This window comes from Streptomyces flavusporus, from assembly GCF_046267975.1.
GTDB classification, from domain to species: domain Bacteria; phylum Actinomycetota; class Actinomycetes; order Streptomycetales; family Streptomycetaceae; genus Streptomyces; species Streptomyces flavusporus.
In genome coordinates, this window is record NZ_CP176503.1 from 7,792,672 (window position 1) to 7,805,557 (window position 12,886).

A 12,886-nucleotide genomic window follows, 5' to 3' on the forward strand; every position below is an offset into this window, starting at 1 on the left:
TGATGGCTGGGGCGGCCGATCTGCTGGCCACCTGGGAGGCGGGACTCGCCGAGGCATCCGCCGGGCGCGCGCTGCTGCTGCACCGCACCGCGCGCCCGGACCTCGATGCCCGAGCACTGCCAGCCCTTCCGGTGGGCGAGCGCGAGGCGGACCTGTTCGCACTGCGCCGGGCCCTGTTCGGCGAGCGCATGCAGGTGCGGCTCGACTGCGCGGAGTGCGGGGCGGACATGGAGTTCGACCTGGACGCCGGGGAGTTCGCCCGCTCGGTCGGAGTCCGCGGTGACACGGTCGTACGGGTCGCGCACGACGGGTGGGAGGTCGAGTTCCGGCTGCCCGGCTCCGGCGACCTGACCGCAGCGGCGCGGGACGTGGATCCGCGGGGGGCGCTGCTGGCGCGGTGCCTCGTCTCGGCGGTGCACGACGGGGCGGCGGTCACCGCCGACGCCCTGCCCGCGCCCGTGCAGCGCCGGATCGCCGAGGCGGTGGAGGCCGCCGACCCGGGGGCCGACGTGACCCTCAACGTGGCCTGCCCCGAGTGCGGGCGGGCCACCCGGGCCGAGCTGGACATCGCCTCGTACCTGTGGACCGAACTCGACTCCTGGGCGAGGGACCTGCTCCTCGACGTTCACCTGCTCGCCACCGCGTACGGCTGGAGTGAGCCGGAGATCCTGGCGCTCAGCCCGCTGCGGCGCCGCTACTACCTGGAGATGTGCGCCGATGTCTGAGTCCACGCCCGGCTCCGAGGTGCCCGACTTCCTCGACCGGCTGATCGCCCGGCACGCGCCGGCCGCCACCGGCCCGCGCCCGGATGCGGTGCGCGTACGGCCTCGGCTGCCCGGCCCGTTCGAACGGATCGAGGCGGTACGGGCGCGGAACGCGGGCGAGGACGCCGAGCCGGTGTGGCCCTCTTCGACGCCCTCCGCCGCACTCCGCCCGGACACCCCGCGTGCGGCTCCGGCCGCCCGGGCGGCACGGCTGCACACGGAACGGGAGCGGACCGTCGTACGCACCGAACGACTGCTCGCCGACCCGGCGCAGCCCCCCGCGCCACCGGCCGTGGCCGAGGCGCCGCTGCTGCGCCCGGTGGCGCCGGTGCTGCCGGGCCCCCGACCGGCCCCGGATGCCGGGCGGCGTACGCCGGGCCGCCCGGAGCGCGCCGCCCCGACCGCGGCGTCCGTACCCACCCCTTCGGGTACGGACGCCGCTCTCCCCGCCGCGCCGGCCGCCCCTCGGCCCAGGGCGGCGGACACGGCGGCGGCACGCGAGGCCGTACGGCAGGCCGCGGCCCGCCGTACGGTGCGGGCGTCCGAGCAGGTGGTGCAGGTGCAGATCGGGCGGCTCGAGGTGACCGCGGCACCGTCGCCGTCCGGCGGGGCCCGGCAGCGGACGCCCGGGACCGAGCGGCCGGGGGCAGCGGTGAGCCTCGCGGAGTACCTGGCCCGGGGGCGTGAATGAGCGGCACAGGAAGCATCAGGACGACAGGGACCGAGGAACTCACGCCATGAGCAACGCACTTGCCATCGCCCATGTGACCCAGGCCCTCGCCCTGCTCATCGAGTCCAACATCGGGCCCGAGATCGACATGGCGGTGAAGGTCGAACCGCGCAAGCCGCCGGCCGACCCGCCGACCGACCAGCCCACCATCTCGGTGTTCCTCTACCAGGTCACGCCCAACACCTCACAGCGCAACAACGACCTGCCCACCCGCGCCGCCGACGGCACTCTGGTCAAACGGCCCGCTGCCGCACTCGACCTGCACTACCTGATCAGCGCCTACGGCGACGAGACGGAACTCGTCGGGCAGCGTCTGATCGGCTCCGTGGTGCGCACCCTGCACGAGACCCCGATTCTGCCGAAGGGAGTCATCGAACTCGCCGGTGAGAAGCCGTACTTGGCAGGCAGCGACCTCGTCGAGGCGGCGCAGCGGGTGCGGTTCACACCGACGGTGATGGACGTCGACGAGACGTCGAAGCTGTGGGGGATGCTCCACCAGACGCCGTACGCACTGTCGGTCGTCTATCAGGCGGCGCTGGTCTTCATCGACGGGCGTGAGACGCCGGTGCCGCGGAAACCGGTCGAACGGACGGATGTACGGGTGCTGCCGTTCGGGGCGCCGGGGGCGCCGGTCCCTCCGGGGGTGGAGCGGAGCAGTGACGAGCCGTCAGTCCCTGTTCCGACGACGGAGGATGCGAAGGACGAAGCACCGGCCGTCGCCAAGAAGACCGAGAAGCCTGTCGCCAAGAAGGCCGCGAAGGCCGTCGCCAAGACGTCGGCGCGCACCCGTAAGGCGACCACCCGCACCCCTCGGCCGGCCCGCCCCGGCCCACGGAACTCGGACGGCGCGGGCGAGAACACGGAGAAGTGACACGGGATGAGCGCGAGGGGGGCAGGTGAGGACATGGGTGCACACGAGCCGAACGCGGCCGGCGAGCGGGACAGCGGCGCGACGCTGATCGCGGAGATCGGGCGCGTCCTGGCCCGCGTCGACGCCCACGCGGCACGCGCCGCCGAGCCGGGCGCACAGCGGGCGGAACCCGAGCCCGACGTCGCCCCCGCTCCTGTACGGCAGCCCGCCGCACCCCTCGACGCACTCATCGCCTGCTTCGGACTCACCCCGTTCGAACGCGATCTCGTCCTGCTCATCGCCGCCCAGGACCTGGACCCCACGACGGCCGTCCGGTGCGCCGCCGCGAGCGGTGACCCGGAGCGGGCGTACCCCACCTTCTCGCTCGCCCTGGCAGCCCTCGCCGAGCCGCACTGGAGCGCGCTCACCCCCGTCGCGCCGCTGCGGCGCTGGCGGATCGTCGAGCTCGACGACGAGTCCCGGCTGACCACCTCCCGGCTGCGGCTCGACGAACGCATCCTGCACTTCCTGCTGGGCTCGCCCTACCTGGACGCCCGGCTGCACGGCCGGCTGCGGCGCACCCCGGTGCCGGACCGGCTGCCACCCTCGTACGACCTGGCTGCGAACCGGGTCGCCGCGGGCTGGACGGCGGGAGCGACCCCTGATGCGCCCCTGCTGGTCGAGCTGACCGGCGGGGACCGGCGTAGCCGGGCCGATATCGCCGCCGCCGCGGCCGCCCGCTCCGGGCTCGGCCTCTACGCGATCAGCGCCGAGGACCTGCCCACCGACCCCGCCGAACGGGACCGGCTCGCCCGGCTCTGGCAGCGTGAGGCGATCCTGCTGCCCGCCGCGCTGCTCGTCGAGGTGGGCGAACTCGACCGCGACCAGCGGGCGGCGGCCGAGGCGTTCCTGGTCCAGGCGGCCGTACCCATGGTGGTGTCGAGCGAGGACCCGCTGCGTTCCGACCGGCCGCACGGCGCCCGCGTGAGCGTGCCCCGGCTCGACGACGACGAACAACTCGCCCTGTGGGCCGACGCGTTCGCGGACATCGACCTGGACGAACTCGAACTCCGTTCACTCGTGGCTCAGTTCCAGCTGCCCCCGCATGTAGTACGGTCCGCGGCCGCCACCGTACGCCGTGACCTGCCCACCGAGGACGAGCTGGACGCGGCCCGACTCGCGTGGCGGGCCGGGCTGGCCGAGGCCCGGATCGGCATGGACGAGCTGGGCCGGCGTATCGAACCGCAGGCCGGCTGGGACGACCTGGTGCTGCACGAGCGGCAGGTCGGCGTGCTCCGCGAGATCGTCGCCCATGTACGGCAGCGGCCGACCGTTCACCAGGAGTGGGGCTTCGCCGGCACGCTGCGCCGCGGACTCGGCGTGACCGCGCTGTTCGCGGGCGGCTCCGGCACCGGCAAGACGCTGGCCGCCGAGGTCATGGCGAAGGAACTCGGCCTCGACCTCTTCGTCGTCGACCTCTCCCAGGTGGTCAGCAAGTACATCGGCGAGACCGAGAAGAACCTCCGCCGTGTCTTCGACGCCGCCGAGCGCGGCGGCGCGCTGCTTCTCTTCGACGAGGCCGACGCGCTGTTCGGCAAGCGCAGCGAGGTCAAGGACAGCCACGACCGGTACGCCAACCTCGAGGTCAGCTATCTGCTCATGCGGATGGAGGCCTACCGCGGCCTCGCCATCCTCACCACCAACATGAAGAAGGCCCTCGACACCGCCTTTCTGCGCCGCATCCGCTTCGTCGTCGACTTCCCCTTCCCGGCCGAACACGAACGAGCCGAGATCTGGCGCCGCGTCCTGCCGCCACAGGCCCCGGTCAAGGACATCGACTGCGACCTGCTCGCCCAGCTCACCGTCGCGGGCGGCTCGATCCGCAACATCGCCCTGTCCGGAGCGTTCCTCGCCGCCGAGGAGGGTGACCGGCTCCAGATGCGGCACATGCTCGCGGCAGCTCGCACCGAGTACCTGAAGCTCGAGCGGTCCCTGACGCCGACGGAGGTGCGCGGATGGGTGTGACACCGCGTGAGATCCGAGTGGACGTGGGCGAACTGGCCCTCAGCGGCTTCCGGGTGGACCCCGAGCGGGTCTCGGCCGCGTTCGAGCGTGAGCTCACCCGCCTGATCCGGACCCACGGCGTACCGCTGGCGACGGACGGCCCGCTGACCGTGGACGCCCTGTCCGGACTGCCGCCCCTGCCCGCCGGTCTGTCCGCCCGGCGGCTGGGGCAGGAGCTGGCGCGCGCGGTGCACGAAGGGCTCAGCGGCCACGGGGAGGTGACCCGGTGAGCAACGCACACACCCAGGACGACCGTTCCGAGCAGCTGGCCGAGCAGCGCCGCCGCAAACGCAGGGAGCGTGCCGCCAAGTCCCGTACACCGGAACCGAAGGACATCGTCAGCGGCGCGGGCCAGCCCCTCGACCCCGGTGTCCGACGGGAGCTGGAGGAGCGGCTCGGCCACGACCTCGGACGCGTACGGCTGCACACCGGCCGCGACGCCGGACAGCTGACGGAGCTGCTCGGCGCGGACGCGGTCGCGGTCGGCCAGGACATCTTCTTCCGCGAGGGCGCCTTCCGCCCCGGCACGGCGGACGGCCGGCGCCTGCTCGCCCATGAGCTCCTGCACACCATCCAGAACCCGCACGGCCTGGGCACGTTGCGCGTCGGCCGTGACCTCGGCGCGGTGAGCCTGCCGCACCAGCGGATCGAGCGGGAGGCGGAGGGGGCGGCCCAGGATCTCGTACGGGGCGAGGAGTCCGCTCCGGAGATCGAGCCGGGGCAGGCCACACCGGGATGGCTGCGGTACGCGACCGTGAATGCCGATCGTCGCCGCATGGAGGAGCTGGACCCGGCGACCCTGGTCGACCGCGTCGCGAACGGAGTCCTGCGCTCCCTGCGCGGTGACCCGGAGGACCGGTCGGGCCGGGTCCGGCTCCAGCTGGCACGGCTGGCACCGCAGATGCAGGACCTCGTCCTCGACCGGCTGGAGGTACGGCTGCCCGCGCCCGTACTCGACCGGGTGCTGGGCCTCGTCGAGGAGGCGGAACAGGCGGGGCCGCTGCCGCTGGATGCGGCGGCGGCGCCCTCGGCCGTGCCCGGGGCGGCGGACGAGGTCGCCGAGGAGCGCCGGCGCGACGAGACCGCCGGGGAACGCCCGGACGCGCGCGAGCGGCCGGAGGGCGCCGAAAGCGGGCCGGAAGCCGGCGGGGAGGGCGAGCAGGAAAAGCCCGGTGAGGGAGCGGCCGGCGACGGGAAGGGGAACACGTCCCCCGAAGAGGCCGCTGCGCAGGACAAGGAGGAGGCCGGGGCACGGGAGCAGGACCGGTCGGAATCCGGGCAGGAGGACAAGGACGCCGCTGCCCGCGAGGACCAGAACGCTTCCGCGCAGGACGAGCAGCGCAAGGCCGAGGACGACGGCGCGCAGCAGGACGAGGCGAAGCAGGACGACGCCGCCGCCGAGAAGGAGCGGGAAGAGGCCGGAAGCCAGGAGGAGGCCCCGCAGGAGCCGGAGCGGCAGGCGGGCGAGCAGCAGACGCGCCAGGACGAGGGCCCGGCGGTCGCCGCGAACACCGCGGCCGCCCCGTCGCCCGTCGACAGGAGCGGCGCCGAGCCCGGCGAGAAGCCCCGGACCGGCGGCGACACCGGCCCGATCCGCTCGGCGGGCGATCCGGAGAACGAGCAGGACGCGGACGACGAGCCGTTGGGGCTGGACTCGGAGCCCGCGGAGCAGGAGCCGGGCGCCGACGAGGACACGCCCGCGGCCCGCGGCAACGAGCCCGTCCCCGACATCGACCTCGTCGGCTACACGGAGGCGGCGAAGAACCCGGGCATCGTCGAGGAGCGGAAGAAGGGCAACGCCTCCCGGCCTTCCCTTCCGTCCACGGATGCCGGACCGGCGCCGGAAGAGGTGGCGGACGCGTCTCCCGCACCGCAGGGCGCTCCCGCACGTTCTGGGGTGGACGACGAGCCCCAGGGACTCACCGACCAGGACCTATTCACCGGCGCGTCCGCAGAGCAGGACCTCGGGCCGGACGGAGCCGGCGGGGCGACCGGCACCGGAGCCGATGCGTCCGGGCTCACCACGACGGCCTCGGCGGACTCCGCCGGAGGCATCGGCGACAAGATGCAGACGGAGCAGCGTGCGGAGGACGCCGAGGCCCGTCGGCGGGACGAGGAGGCCCGCACCGCTGATGGTGCGGGAGCCGGCGCGACCCCGCCGCCCGGTGAGCCGGCCGGGCCCGAGCGACTCGCCAAGGCGGACGAGGACGCACGTACCCAGGGAGCCGGTCCGTCCCAGGCGTCCGGTAAGCCGGCGGACGGCGGCGGCCAGGCCGAAGGCACCGCGAAGCAGGGATCGCAGTCGGCGGGCGCCCCGGCGAAGAGCGAGACGGAGCCGAGCGCCGGAGCGGACAAGGGGGCCGCGAAGCCGGCAGACAAGGGCGAGGACACGGCGGGCGGTGGCGGCAGCGGCACCGGCACCGGCCAGGGCAGCACTCCCGGCACCAAGCCGACCCCGACCCCCGACGACCAGGGCGTCACCGAGGGCAACGGCCACGCCACCTCCCCCGGACCGGAAACCGGCCCGGACAAGGTCTCCACACCGGGGCCCGGCTCCGCTCCGCAACTGGCGCCGGGCAACGGCCCCTCACCCATGTCCGCCTCGGAGGCGAGGACCAACACCCCCAAAGGATCCGGCACTTCGGGTTCCGGCGGCGGTGGATCCGCCGCCCGGTCCAAGCCGTCGGGCAGCAAGCGGCAGGCCGCACGGCAGGTCGCGCGGAGCGCCCGCCGTGGCTCAGGCGGCGGGGGCAGCGGTGGTCGCTCGTCCTCGGCTCCCGCGCCGACGCGGGCCGGCGGCGGACGCGCAGGCGCATCCGCCCCGGCGAAGCCCAAGAAGGAAGCCGCCGCACCGGACGTCTCGAACGCCACGCCCGAGGCGGGACTCGCGACGGCCGCAGGCCTGAAGCCGCATCAGATGCTGGACACGCTCAAGGGCGTGAACGGCGCGGTCGGCCGTTCGGTCGACAAGGAACGTACGGCGCTGCGCAAGGCGCCGCCGAAGGAGCAGCGCCCGTCCGGCTCCCCGCGGACGGTGCCGGGCGGTCCGACGCCGGCGGCCCCGGGCACGTACACCAACGCCAAGGTGGCCCGTACCGAGGCCGCACCGGGCAAAACGCCCGAGATCACCGGCGAGCAGAAACCGGAAGGTGAGGTACCGGGCGCGAATGTGCCCGAGCCGAGCTGGTGGGACATCGCCGTCACCATCGGCGCGCAGCTCTTCGGCAAGCTCCTGAAGGAGATCCTGCCGCTCGACGACCTGATCGACTCGATCCTGGGGCTCCCGACGAAGGACGAGGGCCTGCAGAACGCCAAAGTGGGCGACGCGCCGCGGCTGCCGCTGGAGAACGACTCCGATCCGCAGCGCACCGACGAGCAGGGCCGGAAGCTCGACGAGCGGAAGACGGAGCTGCACCGCTCCGGCCGGGAGGACGCGGCCCGCCCGATGGGCGAGGACCAGATCTACCCGGACGTGCCCAAGGAGACCCTGACCGGCAAGGTGCCCGGCGGCAACGGCAAGAACGCCAAGGGTGCCGGGCGCACGATGTCCGGCGCCGGGGTGCCGATCGAGTCCGCGTCCGCCGTGGCCGAGCACGACCGCGGTCCGCAGATCCAGGCCGGCTTCTCCGAGGGCCGCCAGAAGATGACGCAGGAGCGCAGGGCCAAGGACGACAAGGCGCAGGCGGACCGGCAGAAGCACGATCAGGACCTGAAGCGCGAGGTCGACAGAAGCAGCAGGCAGCAGGCCGACGCCCGGGACAAGGGCCGCTCCGACATCGCCGACTCCCGCGACAAGTGGCGCAAGGAACAGGACGACAAGACCACGGAGATCGACGGCAAGAAGGGCAGGAAGTACGACGAGGTCCGCAAGGACATCAAGGAGAAGGAAGAGCAGACCGACAAGGACGTCGACAAGCGGACCCAGGACGACAACAAGAAGATCACCGACGAGCAGACCAACGCCGAGAAGGAGGCCGAGAAGAAGCAGGAGGAGGGCAAGGACGACGCCGACAACTGGCTCGAAGAAGCCATCGAAAAGCTGAAGCAGTTCTTCGAGGAGCTCAAGAACGCCATCAAGAGCGTCTTCGAGAAGGCGCGGCAGATCGTCACCGACCTCATCGACAAGTTCAAGCAGCAGGTCTTCAAGCTCATCGACGACGCGCGCAACTGGGTGATCGACAAGATCAACAAGTTCGCGGACGCGCTGATCGCCCTCGGTGACGAACTCCTCGCCGACTACCCGGCGATGCGCGACAAGTGGCGCAACACCATCGACGGTGCGCGCGACTGGGCCGTGGACAAGGTCAACCAGATCGCGGACGGCCTCAAGGAGATCGCGGGGAAGCTGCTCGACGGCCTGTGCGGGGCGCTGCTCGCGGGGCTCGACGTCCTGGAGACCGGGATGCTGGCGGCCGTCGAGGTCGCCGAGACCGCCACCGTCGGTGCGCTGGAGTTCGGCGCCGCCGTGGTGGAGGGCCTCGGTGAATGGGCCGCCATCTTCAACGACATCGTCTCCGACCCCGGCGACTGGATCAGCAAGGCGGGGGCCGCCGCGGACACCGGTGCCAGGGAGCACCTCTTCAACGAGGTCACCAGCGCGGTGAAGGCCTGGTTCAACCAGAAGGTCCAGGAGATCATCGGCATCCCGATGGAGGACTTCCAGGAGCTGATCTCCGGCGGGGTGACGGTCGAGCAGATGGCTCGGATGGCGTGGGACGAGGCGCTGCCCCAACTCCCGGTCATCATCGGTGTGCTGGTGGTGGAGAAGGTCGTCGCGAAGCTGATCCCCGGGGCCGGCTGGGTCATGGCGATCATCGACGCCCTGAAGACGGCATGGGGCGCGCTGAGCGAGATCCTCGCCGCCTTCGGCCTGTTCATGGACTTCCTGAAGTCGGTCAAGAGCGGCAATGGCGCCCTGCCCTTCGCGAAGGCGGTGGCGGCCGGTGTCGTCGCCCTGCTCGAGCTGATCTACGAGTTCCTGATCGAGGGCGTCGGCAGGTTCATGGGCAAGGTGGCCGACAAGCTCGGCGACATGCTGAAGAACCTCCGCAAGAAGAAGGACAAGCCGGACGGCTCCGACGCACCGCCCGCACAGCCGAACGCTCCGGGCAAGCCCAAGGACCAGGACTCCGTGCCCACGACCAACGACCGGTCACCGGACCCGGCCCGCTCGACCGACCGCGACGACGACCGCCCGACGCCGCGCAAGCCCTCCACGGACAACAAGTCCCGCCCGCCGACGAGGCCACGCCCCGGCAAGCGCTCCGCCCCGGAGAAGAAGAAGCGCCCCTCACACACCACCCGCCCGAAGAAGCGCCGCGACGACGAGCGGCGCCGCGAGGAGGGCCGCGAGGTCAACGCTGCGCGGAAGCGGATGCGGGACGCGGAGCAGCGCACGCGCACCGACAAGGACGACGGCTCCGACGCCCCGTCGCGCCGCGGCCCGGCCCGCGACACTCTCCGCCCGGACCGCCGCCGGTCCGACACGGACCGTACGGACGGCCGGGGCCCCGCCAGGAACGGTCCTGAGGACAGCCGCCGAAAGGACGACGGCAAGCGCACGGACGACCGCCATCCGGACAGCAGGCGTGCGGAAGACAGGCGTCGCGACACCGAAAAGGACCGCGACCGCCGCCGCACCCACAGCCTGGTCCGGCGCGCCCGCCAGACCATCAAGTCGGCTGTCAACAGGGCCCGCCGAGCCACCGGCAAGCTCGTCGGCAAGGCCCGCCGCAAACTCGGCAACAGGCTGAACGACCGGCTGCGCAGGCTGCGGGACCAGTGGCGGCGCCGGAACGACCGGGATCGGTCGAGGGATCGCCGGAATGACCAAAGGGACCGGCGGCGGGAGCCCGAGGGCCAGAGGCATTACGACCTGCCACAGGTTCACTTCCGCACCGTGGCCAATGAGGCGCACACCTTGCTCTTCAGCGGCAGGGGCAGAGGCGCCGAACTTTCTGTACGAAGCGAGTTGGAGAACGTCCAGGAGTACCTCGACGACTGGCGAAGGAGTAACAAGGAGCTGGAGAGCTCTGATCCGGAACGCTTCGCGGAGCAGGAGCAATTTGTGCGGCGGGCTCACCTGAGGCGAAAGCTTGTGGACGCTGCGCACCAGCGGCTGCCTGAGCGAGCACCCGGCGGCCATAAAACGCCCATCATTCTCCCGGACAAGGGGAACATGGAGTTCCGGCGCCAGTTGGAGGCTCTGAGGACCCAGATGGAGATATTGGCGGATCTGCTGGAGCGGCGCTATTCCCCGCAGAATCCATTGGGTTTGCCACCGACCGTACTCCCGCCCTTCTCCGACGACACTCTGGCGAGGAGCTTCAAGAGTCACTACATCAAGAAGACGACGCCCGAGGGCACGGAAGCGGTGGACCGCAGGGACGCGTGGCCGCTGGGTTGGGAGAAGATCACCCCTACCTACAGCAGGGGTGCGAAGTGGGTGCGGATGCATTTGCTGCCGGCCCGTATCGGAGGCCACGCCTCGACTTCCAACCTCGTGCCGGCGACCAAGGAGGACAATGAAAACGCCGCCGGCGCTGTGGAGCACCCGGCCGCTCGTTCACTCGGCCACGTGGTGAACGGAAAGGGGTGGGGAGGTTCGGGTGAGCCCAGCAGGATGCTCTGGTACGACGTCGATATCACACTCAGGAACAGCTATCCCGGATTTCCGGCCTCAATGACTGTGCGCTGGGGAGGCTATCGCGAGCGGAACGGCTCGTGGGAGCGCGAGTACGCCGGTGGCGAGCGATCCGGTCGCTGGTCAGAAGGACAGTTCGATCCGCCGCCGTGGGCTCGTGGCGGCGGACCCGGGCCCGCCAGGGCCAACGTGAACTTCGACAAATCGGCAACCATCAGAAGGGCCACAGGGATCTCTCCCTATTTTGCCGACCTGATCGCAGGCCTGACGAAGCTCAACCGTAAAGCCCGGAGAAAGACCTTCAACAGTATGACCGATCTTGAGAACGCTCTGGCGAACGCGGGCCTGCCACAGGCGCGTACCTCGGTGGTCGCCAAACTCAAGCTCGCCGAAAGCAGTGGAAAGTTGTTCTTCTGATCGTGAGGGGTCGGCTGACCGGATGACTGACATGCGTGCACAGGACGAGGCGTGGATCAAGGTGCTGGCCGAACTGCGCACGACGTCCGGGGTGGACGTCAGCAATGAAGTGCTGGGTCACCTGGAGTCTGAAGCGGAGCTCGAGAGCCTTGCTGCGGGTGGGGGCGCGATGGGCGTGTCCCTGGATCCGGAACTTGTCGAGTGCAGTCCACGCTTCTCTGAAATCGGGTGTCAATGGGGCACTGTCACACCGCATACTCTCGTGTCCGGTGAGTTCTTTCTCACGCCTGTCCTGCAGGCCGTTCGAGAAGAAGCTCCTGATTTCTCGTCGTCCCTCCACACGGAAACCGAGCGCGCGGTGGGATCCCAGCTCCGCATCATCGACGAGGCTCCCTACACCGGTTCGGGTTCCTATGCCGCACTCAGGGTCCAGCCTAGGGTTGCCGATCCTGAGATTTGGTTCGCCCATCACTTGCAGGGCCTGTGGCGCATGGATCTCAATTACTGCGAATATATGAGGACGTTGACCGTGACGAAGGGGTGCTTCGATTGGCAGCATCTTTTCACGGATGCGCCACTGAAATCTGCAGAATTCAGTAAGTCTGCCCAACGGTTGAGGAATATGCTCGATGTCCTGCCGCGCATTTTTCCCGACCACGACTATGCGCCCCTGCACGCACGGCTCGCGGAACGCCTCCGCTAGACACAGGGACAGGAACCCATGACCCGCTATGCCGACATCCCCAAACCCATCCGCTCGGGCATCGTCGTCGTCAACCCCGACACCGGCGCCCCCCAGCGCATCATCGTGCTGCAGTTCAACCCGGACACCCTGGAGCGCAGCGTCTCCCCCCAGTCGGCCGGCGACAGCGGCGACGCCGGAGGCGGCGGCACCGGCAGCGGGGACCGGAACGAGGCGTTGCGGCTCAAGGGTCCCGCCCAGGAGACCTGGAAGTTCACCGCGGAGATCGACGCCACCGACCAGTTCGAGATCGCCGCGCCCGACGGGATCCACCCGCAGCTCGCGACGCTGGAAATGCTGGTGCAGCCGACCACCGCCCAACTGCGTGCCGCGAGCCGGCTGTCGCAGCAGGGGACCATCGAGATCAGTCCGATCGAGATGCCGCTGACGCTGTTCACGTGGGGGAGCAAGCGGGTCATGCCCGTGCGCCTCACCGAGCTCTCCGTCAACGAGTCCGCGTTCGACGTGAACCTCAACCCGATCCGCGCCTCCCTCAGCATCGGCATGAAGATCCTCACCGTCAGCGACCTGCCCGCCGGACACCGCGGCGCCGACCTCTACATGGCGCACCTCGCGCAGAAGGAGCGTCTCGCCGCCGCCGCACGCGGGGGCAGTCCGGGCTCGCTCGCGCTCACCGGAACCAACGCCGTGATCGGAAGGGGCTGACCCGCACATC

At 71.1% G+C, this 12,886-nt stretch carries 8 protein-coding genes; all 8 read left to right on the forward strand.

Going from position 1 to position 12,886, the window contains the following annotated elements:
- Window positions 1-2 precede the first annotated feature (2 nt).
- Genes ACKTSN_RS36750 through ACKTSN_RS36785 form a run of 8 tightly spaced genes read left to right on the forward strand, consistent with a single transcriptional unit; the run spans window position 3 to window position 12,876 of the window.
- Entirely contained in the window at window positions 3-725 is a 723-nt protein-coding gene (locus tag ACKTSN_RS36750; RefSeq protein WP_409473045.1) for a hypothetical protein, read from the forward strand.
- Complete coding sequence (locus ACKTSN_RS36755) at window positions 718-1,455, forward strand: hypothetical protein (RefSeq protein WP_409473046.1); 738 nt, start codon at window positions 718-720, stop codon at window positions 1,453-1,455. Before ACKTSN_RS36750 ends, ACKTSN_RS36755 begins: the two co-directional genes overlap by 8 nt.
- A gap of 46 nt (window positions 1,456-1,501) precedes the next feature.
- Window positions 1,502-2,365, forward strand: coding sequence for a DUF4255 domain-containing protein (locus tag ACKTSN_RS36760; RefSeq protein ID WP_409473047.1), 864 nt, complete (start codon window positions 1,502-1,504; stop codon window positions 2,363-2,365).
- A gap of 33 nt (window positions 2,366-2,398) precedes the next feature.
- Window positions 2,399-4,369 carry an ATP-binding protein gene (locus tag ACKTSN_RS36765; RefSeq protein WP_409473048.1) on the forward strand — a complete coding sequence of 657 codons (1,971 nt, stop codon included), beginning with the start codon at window positions 2,399-2,401 and terminating at the stop codon, window positions 4,367-4,369.
- Entirely contained in the window at window positions 4,360-4,638 is a 279-nt protein-coding gene (locus ACKTSN_RS36770; RefSeq protein ID WP_224738386.1) for a DUF4424 domain-containing protein, read from the forward strand. The genes ACKTSN_RS36765 and ACKTSN_RS36770 overlap by 10 nt, the downstream gene beginning before the upstream one ends.
- On the forward strand, window positions 4,635-11,468 hold the full coding sequence (locus ACKTSN_RS36775) for an eCIS core domain-containing protein (RefSeq protein WP_409473049.1): 6,834 nt from the start codon (window positions 4,635-4,637) through the stop codon (window positions 11,466-11,468). Before ACKTSN_RS36770 ends, ACKTSN_RS36775 begins: the two co-directional genes overlap by 4 nt.
- A 22-nt stretch (window positions 11,469-11,490) precedes the next feature.
- Window positions 11,491-12,171: a hypothetical protein gene (locus tag ACKTSN_RS36780; RefSeq protein ID WP_409473050.1), complete on the forward strand. Its 681-nt coding sequence runs from the start codon at window positions 11,491-11,493 to the stop codon at window positions 12,169-12,171.
- A gap of 18 nt (window positions 12,172-12,189) precedes the next feature.
- Window positions 12,190-12,876, forward strand: a complete 687-nt coding sequence (locus ACKTSN_RS36785; protein WP_409473051.1) for a hypothetical protein — start codon at window positions 12,190-12,192, stop codon at window positions 12,874-12,876.
- Window positions 12,877-12,886 lie beyond the last annotated feature (10 nt).